At 44.4% G+C, this 14222-nt stretch carries 15 protein-coding genes; 7 read left to right on the top strand and 8 right to left on the bottom strand.

The window, feature by feature from the left end; translation table 11 throughout:
• The first annotated feature begins 9 nt into the window (after positions 1-9).
• The 3 genes from ACT3TH_RS03605 to ACT3TH_RS03595 are packed head-to-tail and all read left to right on the top strand — an operon-like array spanning position 10 to position 1853.
• Positions 10-249, top strand: coding sequence for a hypothetical protein (locus tag ACT3TH_RS03605; RefSeq protein ID WP_444754489.1), 240 nt, complete (start codon positions 10-12; stop codon positions 247-249).
• Positions 250-283: 34 nt separating this feature from the next.
• Positions 284-1201: a 4-hydroxybenzoate octaprenyltransferase gene (gene ubiA / locus ACT3TH_RS03600; RefSeq protein ID WP_444754704.1), complete on the top strand. Its 918-nt coding sequence runs from the start codon at positions 284-286 to the stop codon at positions 1199-1201.
• Complete coding sequence (locus ACT3TH_RS03595) at positions 1194-1853, top strand: DUF4112 domain-containing protein (protein WP_444754488.1); 660 nt, start codon at positions 1194-1196, stop codon at positions 1851-1853. The genes ubiA and ACT3TH_RS03595 overlap by 8 nt, the downstream gene beginning before the upstream one ends.
• A 115-nt stretch (positions 1854-1968) precedes the next feature.
• Here the strand turns inward: ACT3TH_RS03595 and ACT3TH_RS03590 are convergent, their stop codons facing one another.
• The 3 genes from ACT3TH_RS03590 to ACT3TH_RS03580 form a co-directional block, all read right to left on the bottom strand.
• Entirely contained in the window at positions 1969-2577 is a 609-nt protein-coding gene (locus ACT3TH_RS03590; protein WP_444754487.1) for a hypothetical protein, read from the bottom strand.
• A 228-nt stretch (positions 2578-2805) separates the two neighbouring features.
• Positions 2806-3243 carry a secondary thiamine-phosphate synthase enzyme YjbQ gene (locus tag ACT3TH_RS03585; protein ID WP_444754486.1) on the bottom strand — a complete coding sequence of 146 codons (438 nt, stop codon included), beginning with the start codon at positions 3241-3243 and terminating at the stop codon, positions 2806-2808.
• Between the two features lie 7 nt (positions 3244-3250).
• Positions 3251-3883, bottom strand: a complete 633-nt coding sequence (locus ACT3TH_RS03580; protein ID WP_444754485.1) for a hypothetical protein — start codon at positions 3881-3883, stop codon at positions 3251-3253.
• Positions 3884-4031: 148 nt separating this feature from the next.
• Here ACT3TH_RS03580 and yiaA point away from each other — a divergent pair, with 148 nt between their 5' ends.
• A complete protein-coding gene (gene yiaA, locus ACT3TH_RS03575; RefSeq protein ID WP_444754484.1) occupies positions 4032-4589 on the top strand; it encodes an inner membrane protein YiaA in 558 nt (185 codons plus the stop codon).
• A gap of 36 nt (positions 4590-4625) precedes the next feature.
• Here yiaA and mnmD read toward each other — a convergent pair whose 3' ends face one another.
• The 4 genes from mnmD to ispZ form a co-directional block, all read right to left on the bottom strand.
• Positions 4626-6644, bottom strand: coding sequence for a tRNA (5-methylaminomethyl-2-thiouridine)(34)-methyltransferase MnmD (gene mnmD, locus ACT3TH_RS03570; RefSeq protein ID WP_444754483.1), 2019 nt, complete (start codon positions 6642-6644; stop codon positions 4626-4628).
• A 62-nt stretch (positions 6645-6706) separates the two neighbouring features.
• A complete protein-coding gene (locus ACT3TH_RS03565) occupies positions 6707-7138 on the bottom strand; it encodes a hypothetical protein (protein ID WP_444754482.1) in 432 nt (143 codons plus the stop codon).
• On the bottom strand, positions 7135-7476 hold the full coding sequence (locus ACT3TH_RS03560; RefSeq protein ID WP_444754481.1) for a YciI family protein: 342 nt from the start codon (positions 7474-7476) through the stop codon (positions 7135-7137). Before ACT3TH_RS03560 ends, ACT3TH_RS03565 begins: the two co-directional genes overlap by 4 nt.
• A gap of 125 nt (positions 7477-7601) precedes the next feature.
• Positions 7602-8153, bottom strand: a complete 552-nt coding sequence (ispZ, locus tag ACT3TH_RS03555; protein WP_444754480.1) for a septation protein IspZ — start codon at positions 8151-8153, stop codon at positions 7602-7604.
• Positions 8154-8342: 189 nt separating this feature from the next.
• Between ispZ and ACT3TH_RS03550 the strand changes: the two genes are divergently transcribed.
• Both ACT3TH_RS03550 and ACT3TH_RS03545 read left to right on the top strand, forming a co-directional pair.
• Positions 8343-9224, top strand: a complete 882-nt coding sequence (locus ACT3TH_RS03550) for a PHP domain-containing protein (protein ID WP_444754479.1) — start codon at positions 8343-8345, stop codon at positions 9222-9224.
• A gap of 164 nt (positions 9225-9388) precedes the next feature.
• Positions 9389-10855 (top strand): diguanylate cyclase, encoded by a 1467-nt coding sequence (locus tag ACT3TH_RS03545; protein ID WP_444754478.1) that lies wholly within the window; start codon positions 9389-9391, stop codon positions 10853-10855.
• 78 nt (positions 10856-10933) lie between these two features.
• On the opposite strand, the gene truD is transcribed toward ACT3TH_RS03545, so the two are convergent.
• Positions 10934-12214 carry a tRNA pseudouridine(13) synthase TruD gene (gene truD / locus ACT3TH_RS03540; protein ID WP_444754477.1) on the bottom strand — a complete coding sequence of 427 codons (1281 nt, stop codon included), beginning with the start codon at positions 12212-12214 and terminating at the stop codon, positions 10934-10936.
• 230 nt (positions 12215-12444) lie between these two features.
• Here truD and ACT3TH_RS03535 point away from each other — a divergent pair, with 230 nt between their 5' ends.
• Complete coding sequence (locus ACT3TH_RS03535) at positions 12445-14052, top strand: FAD-dependent oxidoreductase (protein ID WP_444754476.1); 1608 nt, start codon at positions 12445-12447, stop codon at positions 14050-14052.
• Positions 14053-14222 lie beyond the last annotated feature (170 nt).

Here is a 14222-nt window from a genome sequence, read left to right as displayed (position 1 = left end):
GAGCAGGGAATGTCAGCACTGGTTATTTGGGTCATGGGTGCCGTTTTACTATTGATAAATATCATGCTGCGTACTCGAATCCTTCGGCTTGAAGCACGCCTAAAAGAGCTGAGCAATCCAAAAGAGCAATTGGCTTTTTTGCGTCAGCAAGCATCAAAAAAAGAAAAGATTGCTGCCATCAAAGCATTGCGCAAACAATACCCTGAGATATCATTGATTGAAGCAAATCGTTTGTGGCAGCAAATATAGAGGCCATTGCACAATGATACAAACTCCTTCCTCCATGACGTTTACTGAAAAGCTCCATGCTTACATGCAGCTGACGCGTTTTGACAAACCTGTCGGCATTGAGCTGCTTCTGTGGCCGACTCTATGGGGCGTGATGCTGGCCGCAATGGGACAGGCGCAGCAGCAAGGAATGACGGCAGGTCTGCCAAGGCTTAAGATATTTGTACTATTTGCCTTAGGGGCTGTATTCATGCGGGCGGCGGGCTGTGCGATCAACGATTTTGCCGATCGTAAAGTCGATGGTCATGTGACTCGCACTAAAGGTCGACCATTGGCCGATGGGCGCTTATCTGGTAAAGAAGCGATTGTAGCTTTCTTGGCATTGGTCGTATTAAGCGTTAGTCTATTACTCTTTTTACCTATTACAGTATTTTACTGGTCGTTCGGTGCCATCATACTAGCGTTTATCTATCCATTTATGAAACGCTATACCCAGTTGCCCCAAGTGTTTTTGGCAGCTGCGTTTGGCTGGGCGATTCCAATGGCTTATGTGGCGGTACAAGGCGCTCCTGATATCTGGTGTTGGCTTTTATTTCTTGCGTATATGTGCTGGACAGTGGCTTATGACACTCAGTACGCGATGGCTGACCGCGAAGACGATTTAAAAATTGGCATTAAGTCGACAGCGATATTATTTGGTCGTTATGACGTAGTGATCATTTCTATACTACAGATGTTGTTTTTGCTAATAATGGGTGTGGTACTGTGGCATTATTTTGCACCAACCAGTTTGAGCATCACGCCAATATTTGGGCTAGCTCTTGTGGCCATGATGTTTGCTAAGCAAAACAGTGCTTGTGCCAGCCTTAGGGCATTGGCATGCTTTCAGGCATTTTTGGCCAACATCTGGGTAGGACGTTACGTCTTTGCACTCATAGCCATTGCTTGTATATGGACAACATTGAATGGATAGGTTTTTAAAACTGAAGCGGAAAAAGACATCCAATGCGACTGCCTCTGTTATCAATTATGAGGCAAGGTTGGCTGAGCATGGGCTAACGCGTCAGCAGGTCATCGAGACTGAACGTAAACTGGCAAAGTTTGCCAACATTATGGATTCTCTGGTACGGGTTCCTTTTACCAAGCAAGGAATGGGCGCGGACGCTGCACTATCGACCATTCCATTTGCAGGTGATTTGGCAGGACTGGCGTTAACCAGTTATGCTTTTATCTTGGGTCGACAGTTGGGCGTGCCTGCGCATAAAATGACGCCTGCTGTCAGGCTGGCTTTCATCGATATGGTCGTTGGCATTGTTCCGGGCATTGGCACGCTATTGGATATTTTTCTTCGGCCCAGTCGTAGGACGTTGGAAATTGTTCATCAGCATATACAATACGAGTATGGCATTACTGACGTCACACATATAGATCGACCGTTTTTGCATCAATCGCTTGAAAATAAGCAGCAGAAAAGTAGCCTTTGGCGAAATCCAGTCATTGCTTGGTTGTACTTGCATATTCCAGATATCCTAGGATTGATCTTTATTATACTGCTCGGTTGGGGAATATGGGCAGGCATCAGTTGGCTTGGTGGTCTGTTTGGGAAAGCGACCGGATTTGGTTAAAGGTAAATAAGATTATACTGACAATAAAAAAGGCGGCAAACGTAAATATCGTTGCCGCCTTTTTTATTGCTTACGATTGGGTTTTATAATCGTTTAAACCAAATTTTTATTAAAACTATTGTGTAATGACCTCGGCCTCAGCACTAACCGCGTCAAAACTTGTGATTTTGTCATTACGAATAAGATCGATGGTGCCACCGCCTGCGTGGCTGACGAGCTGTATAGTGCCATCGCTTGAGCGATAGGTAGGATTGTTGCCTTGGCCTTCAGGTGCGGTTAGAGTCATTTTTGGTTTATTAGGTAGCGTCACGATGGCATTAAGCAAGCCTGCTGCTGACGTCTCAAAAACAACGGATAATGCCTCTCCCGTTGCGCTCTTATAGCGTACATCTGTGATTTGTGCGCCTTTGATGGCTTGCTCAGGATTTGGTGCGGCGCTAGCTGGAGCGGCATCTGTGGTCTCAAGGTCGTCTTCTAATTGCGTTAAGCTGACATCGCGCTCGGCGTCGGTTGCTACATTTTCAGTATCAACATTACTTTCAGGCACATTGATATTGGTCGTCACGGGCGTTGTTTGTACGTCTGTCTCGACCTGCGTTTCATTAACGGTTTCAGGTTCTGGTGTTTTTTGGCAGGCAGTCACGAGTAGCGCACCGACAAACACGATAGGAAGTATGCGAGAGTAGTACTTAGAGTTTGCGCGTGTCAATGTGTGATGCTTCATGATAATTTTTCATCCGTTAAGAGCGCTTTATTTGCGCCCATAAATCGTGAGAGATAAGCTTTGTATGACTACATTACATATAGTCAATTCAAAATAAAAGTATTACATACAGTCATCATGTTCTACTGGTATAAATTTTCCTCATTGGCTGTTCACGAGCTTGACAGATATTACGTAAAACTCATCTCAGTAGAACTGTACTTTTTTTAAAATGAATCGATTATATTATTAAGTATTCACGGTAATGATCAGTTTTCGTTGTCCGCCCTGCTTATTAATAAGGTTTCTGTGTTCACACAGATAAACGCCTTGCCACATCCCTAGACCTAACCTGCCGTTGATTAGCGGCACCGTTAAACTTACTCCAAGCATCATGCTTTTGAAATGTGCTGGAAGGTCATCAGCGCCTTCTAATGTATGGCGATACTCTGGCTGATCGGCAGGCGCAATTTTATTTAACCAGTCTTCGGTATCTAATCTAACATCAGGGTCGGCGTTTTCATTAATAGCGAGGCTGGCTGAGGTATGCTGCAAAAATAGATGCACTAGACCTGCTTTAGAAAAGTTAGGTATTAGCTTATCAAGCGCATCTTCAATCATTGGGGTAATGATATGAATGCCGCGTGAATGTGAAGGTAGAGTCAGGGTGGTTTGATAGTAGGGCATGAGAAACTCACTTTATCTTTAGACTATCGGCTGCCATGCCACTGTCTCTATAAACATCATCCAAATATCGGCAGCTGGCAAGCAGCTTGTCTACTACGCCACTTTGGCTTTGAGTATTAAGCTTTTGTGTAAACTCTAAAATAGAGGATAGTTGATCTAACACCATATCATAGCTGGTATTTTGTTTATCGGTATCAATAATAACAGTTTTTGCATAGTTTTGATCAAGGCTGAGATAGTCAAGAATCAGTTCTGGGACACGGGTGGCGATAAGTTTATTAAGAGTAAATAATTGTGATTCAGTAATTTGATCGTGATGAATGGACTCATATTGCTGCCCAATGTCGTCCATAATGGCTCGAAATGCCTCAGGAACTTGCCCATCGTAAAGCAGTTTAATAAAGGGGTGATAAGCTGAAAAGCTAATAATGTCAAGCTCAAAACCTTGTTCAGGCACTGTCTTTTTTTCTGACGCCATCTTTGTTTGAGATTGGGCCACGACCAGATTTGCAGAGGCTAAATACTCTTGATGGCGCTGTACTGAAGCGCTCTGTGAGTGCTTAGACTTTTCTTTTAGCACAAACACAATGGGTACGATAAGAATAAGACTCAATAAAATGAGTAAAACGTAAAAAGACATGGCAAGACTCTGTCGCTAAAAACGCTATTTATTTTAAAAATAATTTTAGATTACAATATATCACGCTTGTGCTATGTTAAGGCAAAACAAAGGTCGATAAAAGTTTTATCTTCTTACCCATATTGCCTATTTCTAACTAAGGACGACGATGAATAATGACACAATCACTAAGAGTCAGCTAGCTGCTTATAAACCAACCACTGCATATGTTGGGACGTCTTGGGCAGTCATGCTGGTAGGTGTACTCGCGTATCTACTTGGATTATGGAACGCACAGAGTATGCTACTAAATGAAAAAGGCTATTATATAGCGGTGTTAGCTCTTGGTCTTTATGCAGCGATTAGCCTACAAAAAACGCTACGTGATCGCAGTGAAGGTATCCCTACGACCCATCTATATTACTTAATCAGTTGGGTCGCTTTAGGACTGTCTATTGCTTTGATTGCAATCGGCCTTTTAAATGCAGGAGGTTTAAGCCTAAGCGAAAAAGGTTTTTATATGATGGCGTTTACTATGAGTTTGTTTGCCGCTGTGACCATTCAAAAAAACACCCGTGATGAAGCACAAATTCGGGCATTAACCGCGTCAACGATTACTACTGATAATGCGGGCAGTGCTAAAATTGTCCATCAAGAATCACGCGAGTCTGATACTACAAAATCACTCTTTGGTACGGTCAAATCGCGAATGGAAGGCGGTGATTAAAGACTTTAAGTATAAATTAATTATTTAAATATCAATTTAAACAAGCGGTGTCTGTAAACGTGTGCGACTTGGCGATAGGCGCGCAAGCATCGCTGCCGATAATGGCGCAAATGTCCCCATCATCATATCTGTCAATGCCTCAGCGCAGATGGGTGCTAGGGCATAACCTTTAGCCCCCATTGCACTCATGACCCACATTCGATTGCTATCAGCTAATCGTCCTACAATGGGGTGGTAGTCAGGTGTTTGGGTACGAACACCAGCGCGCCCTTGCCATGAGCTGATGTCTGCCGGAATAATTGCGCTCAGCTCTGGAATGGCGCTGATGAGCTTATCATGGCTAATCTGATGCTCCTCAAGACGAATGCGGGTGTCTGTGTCATTGCGTATAAAGCTTGCGCCCAATAAAAACTGAGGCTGGGACGCTACAATAGGGTTCAACTGTCCATCGTCCATTTGCGGGGTGAATGGCGTACAGTAACCACTATATTTCAGTGGGATTTTGGGTAAGTGGGCGAGTTGTTCAGGTGTAGGCGTAAACCATGAAAGTTGACCACGAATCTTACGGCAATCAAAAATACGATTGTCTAACTGATGACTTTCGAAAGCGGCGCAAATCACTACATTATCGGCAGTGATAGCTAACTCAGACCTGTCTTGACAGTATCCTGCAATACAAACCTGATTTTCTGTTTCGTTAATACTATCGACTTCTAATTGCTGAAAGCGAATTAACGGATGCATCAGTACAATTTGCTTTAATGCTTGCGGATTGACCAAGCCAGATTGCGATAAATATAAATTCTTCGATATATCCTGCTCTTTGAGTCCGCTGATCTCTTGCGCCTGCCCAGATGATAACGTGGTTGCCATCTCGTTAGGATAATCAATAATTTGCTCTGGGCCGATATTGGCTTTTATGAGTAAATCAAGCGCGCCTGTTAACTCAAGTACGGGCGGTGTTTTTGCTTGCTCAGCCATGTCGTTGAGCTGTCGATATAATCTGCTGCTGTAAAGATACCCTATCGTGTGCAAATGCTCATCGACATGATGAATGGGGGTCATCTTGGGTGCGAGTAAGGCACGAGGATTCCCTGACGCGCCTGCCAAAGGCGCAGACTTGTCCAATAAAGTGACTTGAGTACCGCGATTGGCCAGCGACCAAGTAGTAAGCAACCCTGAAACACCGGCACCAATGACGATGCTATGAGTAGGCAAATTGTCGCCATCATACTCACTACCATCTGAAAATGTAGCGTCAGTCATGACTGCTGTTAGCATCTCACGCTTGCGACCAAAGCCTTTAACTTTATTGATTTCAAAGCCATGCGTTTTTAACGCCCGTTTGACCACACCAGCAGAGCTGTAAGTCGCAGCGGTTGTACTCGGACGAGATAACCGCTGGATTTGGGCAAAGATATTCTCAGCCCATAAGGTGCTGTTACAAGAAGGCGCAAAGCCATCTAAAAACCAAGCATCTACATAGGGCGTAGGCTCAGTCGACTTATTCGAGAGCAGTTTGGTCAAGCTCTCAGTCGCGTCACCAAACCACATATCAAGGGTTAAATTATCCGCAAAAAAATTCAAACGATGACAGCCTGCAATAAGAGGAGGATAGGCGATCAAAAGTGGCTCAATGCATTCGGTCAGCTCAGGAGCGCGTTGACCCCATAAAGTGAGTATGTGCCTTAAGTCTGCAAGCGGAATTGGGTGTATTTCGGTGGTAATGAAATGCAGGCGCGAGGACGCCAATTGTGGATACGTATTACGCAGCTGGCGCCAAAGTTGCCACGTCGCTAAGAAGTTTAGTCCTGTCCCAAAACCCAGTTCAGCAATCGTAAAGCATTGATTTGATGCAAGCTTCGCTAATCGCTCTGGCAATTGGTTATGCGTTAAAAACACATGACGCGACTCTGCAAGACCGTCTGCATGTGAGAAGTACACATCACCAAACTCACCCGATACAGGCACCATATTGCCTGTATCATCTGTTTGCCAATCAATCTTGGCTGGAGTAATGATGTTTAGTAAATCATCAGTTTGCGTAGTAGACATATTAGATTTCTTAGAGTCGAGTATAGACGATATGTCTAGTGACTGGTTACAGGCCGCCAGTACTACCAACGTTCACGGCGTACAAACACTAGCCACGAGATAAAAATACCGACCAACAAACTGATTAAAACGGTAAAGGCACCATATAAAAACAACTGACCTTTGCTCTCATAAACCAAAACGTTTGCTTGCGTCTGTAAGTCGTTTACTTGACGCTGAAGCTGAGCATTGCGGCTCAATAGTTCTTGATTGGCATCAGATAGCGCCTTATTAGAAGGCTGTAGTTGCGCTGCCAACAAAGTGTCACTTGGGGCGGCAGGAGTGGTCGCAGCTGGTGCTTCTTGTCCTGCTGCCACGGGCGTCGATGCAGGTGTAGGAGTGTCAACAGCATTTGCTGGTGGGGCAGCTTGTATCGATACAGCGGCAAACAGCATAACGCCCGTTATACCAGCTTTATAGGCGCGAGTAGTTTGTGGAAATAACCTCTGACTCACGGCATAGTTACCTTTGTCGATGCTGCATTTATAGCGCTGTTATTAGGAGTTGGTAACGTTTGAACGAATGGTTTAACATCCACATGACTGTATACGCCGTCACGCAAGTAAGGCTCAGCGCTTACCCATTTTTGTGCCGCTTCAAGCGACTCAAAGTCAGCAATAATAAGACTGCCTGACATCTCGTTTTTACCGTGTTCAATGGGTGTGGGCCCAGCAATAATAAGACGCTGTTCGCGACTCAAAGCTTGTAAGCGTTCAACGTGTTCAGGGCGAGTGGTCTGACGCTGTGCGCTGCTATCAGCGACGTCATAACCGATAATGGCAAATAAAGACATAATACTTACTCAATAAATAATAAGAATAACGCGCCACTTTTTCTAATAATGTCTGCAATCAATATTTGCGATTAATCATTATCGTTACTAGAATTTAGAAATGACGTATTATTATAAGAAAATAATCATTTGACAGTTTTATCAGTCAGTGCTGGATTAAGATGTTTCTTTAATACCATAAATTGGACAACCACAAATACCAGCATAATTGGAATCCAGCCGTAAGTTTTGAAGTTAATCCACGCCTCATCCGACATCATAAACGCTGTGATATAATGCAGTACGCCCATAAAGGCAAAAAACAACGCCCAAGCGACGGTGAGTTTTTTCCAGCCACTCAAGGTAAGCGTAAACACTTCTTTCATTGCAAGTTGCATTAATGGCTTGTTAATGGCGGCACTAACAAATAGCGTAAAAGCGAAAATACCATTGATAATTGGTGACTTCCAACGCAGATAGATATCATCGCGCAAGAGTAAGGTGCCACCGCAGAACAAAATGGTGAGTAATAAGACAACCCATTGCTGCTTATCGAATTTGCCTTTTTGACGCACAAAATGGATAGCATAAATAATAATGGTGGCAACGAGCAGTGCGCCAGCTGCCGCTAAAATACCGCTATGACGAGCGGCAATAAAAAAAGCAATTAAGGGAATGAAGTCTAATAAGGCTTTCATAACAAATAGGATGTCCAACAAAAACGTATGAGGTAGTTTACACGTCTACTGCGTCAAAAAAAAGCAATCAACACTATAATCGTCTTATATGACATGCGTTAGCCGTTTACTGCTCCTTTTACTGATAATATATCTACTATCGACAAACACTTAGATTGACAACACATTCAACACTTTAAGGCCCGCTTTATGAAAATCGACTTACATTGTCATAGCACTTGCTCCGATGGCACCTACGCACCAACGGAAGTGGTACAACGTGCCCATGCGGCAGGTGTGACTGTGTTGGCATTGACTGACCATGATACGCTGGCAGGTATTGACGAAGCACGCACGGCTGCTAAAGCTTGTGATATTCAGTTAATCAATGGGGTTGAGATAAGCTGTGAGCATACGCTAAGCGGTGGTTATGGCAAAAACAAGTCAACCAATAAAATCATACATGTGCTGGGGCTTGATTTTACAGATCGCGAAAAAATGCACCAGACGCTTGAGCAGCTACAAGACAGTCGTGCGTCTCGTGGACAGAAAATGACTGAGAAGCTCAGTGAGCTATTAGGCATCAATTATGATGAGCTATGGCAAGACATACTGGATAAATCAGGCGGCAATCCACAAGCGGTAGGACGTGCTCATATTGGACAAGTATTGTTTGAGCGTGGTGAAGTAAAAACAGTTCAAAAAGCGTTTGATAAGTATTTGGCTGATAATAAGCCAGCTTATGTAGCGATTGAAGCGCTAACGATGCAGCATGGTATTGAGCTGATACATGCGTGCGGTGGTAAAGCGGTACTGGCTCATCCAACGCGTTATCAGCTCTCAGCGACACGAGTACGTAAGCTTATCGAAGAGTTTGCCCAACTTGGCGGCGATGCTTGTGAGCTACCTGCTAGCAGTGAGCCTGTGAGCACTCGCAAAATGGTCGATCGTAGCATCGCTGAACACAAGCTTGCCGCATCTATAGGCAGTGACTTTCATGGAAGTAACATGCCATGGCGACGTTTGGGTGATACACCAGTTTTGAATCCTGAACAGCAAGGCGTCTGGCAGTCTTTTACGGTGCTCTCCTAAAAACAAGATGTCATATATTGTCGCGCGAATCAATTAAACCAATTGATAGCCAAGACAAAAATTGCCACAATCAATAAGTAAGTTTAAGCCGGATGTAAGCCGTGCCTCTGATCTAATGATCTGGTTTTCGCTTCCTAATTTTCTCTGTCCGCGGTAGCCCAATTATGGCTGTATCGATATCTCATCTAGGCTACAAAAAACTCTCTCGAGTAATTTTTGAGTGGCAAGCGGCAGACAGAGCATCCCTGCTGGCACTGTTTATATTGATGGAAGTCACATCACATTGGCTCTGGTGCTTATTTGTTTGGTGGCACCGAGAGATTTATGTTCCTCACGTTGATATGGACTTGTTTTACCCCTTTTGGATTGGGGTAACACTGATGGGAGTGTTCTTTTTTTGGATGGCAAGCCATTTGTCACCGCTTAGAAAGGACAATGGTTTGCTACATAGATGGCAGGCTATTTTAGTGACGGTTTATAGCATTTATATTGCGGCGGTCATTTTAGTCATGGGGCATAGTAGTTTGGTCTCTGGCGTGTCTCTGGTCGGCGGGGCAATGCTTGCAATGATGCTCATACGGCGACGCTATGTATGGAACGCCTTTTTAGGGCATGTCATACTAATTTTGGCGTTTACTATTTTTCCCTATATTGGCTTTACGTTGCCCAATATGCGTCAAACAGCTACTACCGCTTTCCCCGTCGTGACTTATAGTTATCTAGGCTACACCGAAGTGACGGCGGTCGAAAGTACCATCCATGCTTCCATTGTTCAAAACGCCAAACTAAGCTGGGACACTTTGAGTCAGTTGCTCTTTTCTTCCACGTTTTTTTGGCGTGCTACTCATCTTTATCTGGCGCTACCAAAAGCCATTTTTATCATTTATACCTTCCGTACTTTGTTATTGATATTGGATGACAGCAAAAAAGAAATATTACAGCATGCCAATCAAGATGATTTGACCCAGCTCAAAAGTCGCCGTTATGGTTTAACGCAAATGAAAGAAGCGCTGATCGCAATAAAAGATCAGCAAGACTTCAGTGTCATTTTATTGGATTTGGATTGGTTTAAAGAGATCAATGATCAATATGGTCATGAAGTTGGTGACCGAGTATTGATGGAAGTGGCACAGACGCTAATGCAGTCGTTAACGGATGAAACCATCATTAGCCGTTATGGCGGTGAAGAGTTTTTGATTGTATTACCTGATACCAAACACGATAGTGCGATGACCATTGCTGAACAAATACGTTTGAGCATCGCAAACCATGCTATCACTGTTGAGGATGGTATCACTTTCAATGTAACCACCAGTTTAGGGCTGTATACGCTGACCCATGAAGAGCGTAACTGTATCAAACAATCACAAGAAATATTGGCTCAAAGAGAAGCATCCAATACTGCTGTAGAAACAAAGAAAGCAAAATCACGCGCAATCAAGTTCATGGGTTCTCAAGTTAATCACCCAGTCTCCAACTATCAGCCTCCTCACGACATCTGCCAGCGTCTCATCTGTGCAGCAGACCAAGCTTTGTATGAAGCCAAAGCCCGTGGCCGTAATCAAGTGGTCAGTGCCAATGAGATGTATGCCTCAAGAGAGGGAGTGGCAACCTCTCTTTATGGTACTTGAGCTAGTACTATATGCAGCTACAATAATATATAGTAGCCATAATTAGTGCTTGTATTGCTTGCTACGATGAGTTTTTAGCTAGGATTCTAATTGCTGCACCAAGCCTGCCAATACGCTGGTTGCAAAGCTGCCAGTTGTCAAGGTGAAGCTCAACACTAGTGTCTGATCATTTTCCCATTTCCAAGACAATGCTTTGATAGGTAACCGCAGCGCTCGCCGTTGTGCCTTAATATCACGCGTCTCTAGGCCTTTTGCTAACTGTACTAATAACGAATTGTTTTGGACGGTGTCGTATTCAATAGTGGCTGCATTTGCGCTGACTTTGTCATTACCTGTACCCCATAAAACGCCAGTCGGATGAATGTCACCGCTGGCAAGTCGCGCCTGTAAAGTGTCGTCCATTGTCTCGCTTGTAAATATCGAGCCTGAGCCATCTAAGTTAAACACGTCACCATCTAGGCCGTGATTCCAACTGCCATCATTTACTCGTGCTGCTAATATCTCATTAAATATCAAACTACGCGCAGCGGACAACTCCATGGTGTTTTGTTCACGTGGCGCGCGTTTGCGTTTACTTTTTTTCGGTTGCGGCCGCGCCTCGCGGAGAGGACGTGCAAACAATGCTAAGGCCTCTCTAACATTATTGCCATTACGTCCAAAGCGCTGCGGACCAAAATAATTGGGCACGCCATTTTCGCTCAGAGTTTTTAAATGCTGCTCGATACGTTGCTTGGCAATTGGTACTTGTTCAGACGTTTCATTGTCTAGACTTTCAAACTCAATATTGCGCAAAGTAATAATAAATTCATTGGCCTTATGTGTACCGCGATTGAGCTTTTTATTGTGCCAATGTTGGGCGAGAATGGTGACCGATTCATTGTCCCCGATATCCACTGGGGCAAATTCAGTCGTGGGCAATTGCTTTTTTGGTATTCGTAGGCTAAACCACTGGGTTGTCACTGCGTGACGGTCTTTGAGTCCTGAATAGCCCACATCGCGTAACGGAATCTCCGCCCACTCCGACAGTAATGTTGCCAAATACGCCGTATTCATGCCTGATTTTTGAATGTGCAACCACAAGTGCTCACCCTCATCAGTAAAGGCTAATGGCAATATCTCGTTGACAATAAAGTCGGTCGCATAGGTTTTGTAATTGGCACGTTTTAACGGTGGCTGTACTGGCTGTGGCAATTGCGAGGTATCAGTAGCTACTGCAATATCGATATTTGAGAGATCAAATGACTCGTTATCCAGTGTTTTATTATTAACCGTTTCATTATTAACGGTTTCGTTTTGAGAAGTGGCTTGAGGATTGCTCGTTGAGTCTATTGTTTCGTTTTGAGGCATTGTGACAGTCATAACTGGGTCTTTTATTTTGAGTGTAGGTTTTAAGAACTGGGGTAAGAAAGTAGACAAGAAGCGGCGCATTACGTTTTGCAACGCAGTGAACATACAAAAAAACATGCTGCGCTAACGGATATTGATATCATCAATGACAATGCTGTTATAGATGTAGCGTTACTTCATTTGAGACGACCGTCTTTAACATGCACTTATCAAACAATAATTATAACCGTTAGGGAAAACTTATGAGCAATGCAATGATTCAAACCATCACTATCAGTAAATCGGACATCCCAATTGGGGGTATGAAATCTTATAAGCAAGATGACGATAGTATCATCTTAATCACGCGTAATGAGGACAAGTTTAGCGCATTTGACGGTAAATGTCCGCATGCCGGGGCAGATTTGGGGGAAGGGTTGCGCTGCGGTAATCGCGTGGTTTGTCCATGGCATCATGGTACTTTTGATAGCCGAGATGGCACGCTATTGGAGCCAGTTGCAATGGAGGGCTTAACTCAATACGAGCTCACCGAAGACGGCGAAAACTTGCTGGTTGATACCTCAGCTAAGATGGATAAGCAGATTGAGACGGACAAAATGACCGACACTCACACCATTATCGTAGGCGGGGGCGGAGCAGGCTTTATGACAGCCGACCAACTGCGCAAAACTGGCTACGGCGGTAAAATTACCTTAATCAGTGCGGATGACACGGCTCCCTATAATCGTCCTTTATTGTCCAAAGCATTTTTGGCAGATCAGATGGGAGAAGACAAATTAATGCTGGGCGGTACTGATTGGGCCAGTAATAACAATATTGAGCTACGTCTCAATCAAGTAGTGAGCGAAGTGTTGCCAAATGAATGTACCATTATAATGAAAGACAGCGGTGGCAATACCGTGCGCCAAACGGCGGATTTCTTAGTAGTGGCGACGGGCGCTGAACCAAAGAAGCCGTCATTTGCAGGCGTTGATCTTGAAGGCGTCTATACGCTACGCAGCATGGATGACGCAAAAACCATTAAGGCGGCCAGTGATAATAAGCATGTGGTAATCGTAGGCACAGGATTTATTGGAATGGAGACGGCGTCAGCTTTGCTACAAGCAGGCAATGTGGCTTCTGTCACTATTGTGGGTCGCGACCGCCGTGTCATGAGTAATATTGTCTCAGAATCGGTTAGTAATGCTTTGATCAATCTACACGAAGACAAAGGTGTTAACTTTGCATTCGGTGCTAGTGTCGATGCAATCAACGGTGATAATGGGTTGGTCAGCGGTGTTACGCTGTCCGATGGTAGTACGCTTGCAGCGGATGTTGTCATTTTGGGAACCGGCGTGTCCCCACGCACTGAGCTACTCAATGCAGTCAACAATCCAGATGGCGTACAAGTGGACGATCATCTGCAATTGCGTGATGGTGTTTATGCGCTAGGTGATATTGCCAAAGCGCCCACTCAGATGGGTCGCATGCGTATTGAGCATTGGCGCGTGGCCTTGCAACATGGCCTTGTGACGGCAGCCGCGATATTGAATGATGAGACAGTTGACTCACTAGAAGCGCGTACGCCTTTCTTTTGGACGGCGCAATACGGTAAAAGCCTGCGTTATAGCGGACATGCAGCTACGCCAGATAACGGTGTCTTATTAGGCACGCCTGACGATCTGGATTATATCGAATACTACTTCGACGATGAAGGGGAAGATACGCGTGCTAGTGCCGCAAGTTCACTTGGACGTGATAAAGAGTTGATTGCTTTCTCTGAGCTGTTACGCCGTGGTCATGCGCCAACACGGGCACAGATTAATGCTGGATTCGATATTATCAAGCAAGCAAACGCGTTATCGCTCTAGCATCTAATGGACAATACGTATTACTATAAAGGCTGGCCTGATGACTCAGGCCAGCCTTTTATAATAAGTCGATACTGAATAAAATGGTTACACAATATTATGAGGCGAGACTGGGATAAATTTTTCTTGCTTGCTGTGTGCTTTGCACTCCAGAGGCGTCAAAAAATTTA

This window comes from Psychrobacter sp. AOP22-C1-C5 (assembly GCF_052378885.1).
GTDB lineage: Bacteria > Pseudomonadota > Gammaproteobacteria > Pseudomonadales > Moraxellaceae > Psychrobacter.
This window is presented reverse-complemented; position numbering and strand designations above follow the sequence as displayed.

Bases quoted from the DNA above. Each gene is read 5' to 3' on its own strand.
- ACT3TH_RS03595 (WP_444754488.1), top strand. From the start codon at position 1,194: ATGGATAGGTTTTTAAAACTGAAGCGGAAAAAGACATCCAATGCGACT.
- ACT3TH_RS03585 (WP_444754486.1), bottom strand. From the start codon at position 3,243: ATGCCCTACTATCAAACCACCCTGACTCTACCTTCACATTCACGCGGC.
- yiaA (WP_444754484.1), top strand. From the start codon at position 4,032: ATGAATAATGACACAATCACTAAGAGTCAGCTAGCTGCTTATAAACCA.
- ACT3TH_RS03560 (WP_444754481.1), bottom strand. From the start codon at position 7,476: ATGTCTTTATTTGCCATTATCGGTTATGACGTCGCTGATAGCAGCGCA.
- ACT3TH_RS03535 (WP_444754476.1), top strand. From the start codon at position 12,445: ATGAGCAATGCAATGATTCAAACCATCACTATCAGTAAATCGGACATC.
- ACT3TH_RS03550 (WP_444754479.1), top strand. From the start codon at position 8,343: ATGAAAATCGACTTACATTGTCATAGCACTTGCTCCGATGGCACCTAC.
- ACT3TH_RS03605 (WP_444754489.1), top strand. From the start codon at position 10: ATGTCAGCACTGGTTATTTGGGTCATGGGTGCCGTTTTACTATTGATA.
- ACT3TH_RS03545 (WP_444754478.1), top strand. From the start codon at position 9,389: ATGGCTGTATCGATATCTCATCTAGGCTACAAAAAACTCTCTCGAGTA.
- ACT3TH_RS03590 (WP_444754487.1), bottom strand. From the start codon at position 2,577: ATGAAGCATCACACATTGACACGCGCAAACTCTAAGTACTACTCTCGC.
- ispZ (WP_444754480.1), bottom strand. From the start codon at position 8,153: ATGAAAGCCTTATTAGACTTCATTCCCTTAATTGCTTTTTTTATTGCC.
- truD (WP_444754477.1), bottom strand. From the start codon at position 12,214: ATGACTGTCACAATGCCTCAAAACGAAACAATAGACTCAACGAGCAAT.
- ubiA (WP_444754704.1), top strand. From the start codon at position 284: ATGACGTTTACTGAAAAGCTCCATGCTTACATGCAGCTGACGCGTTTT.
- ACT3TH_RS03580 (WP_444754485.1), bottom strand. From the start codon at position 3,883: ATGTCTTTTTACGTTTTACTCATTTTATTGAGTCTTATTCTTATCGTA.
- mnmD (WP_444754483.1), bottom strand. From the start codon at position 6,644: ATGTCTACTACGCAAACTGATGATTTACTAAACATCATTACTCCAGCC.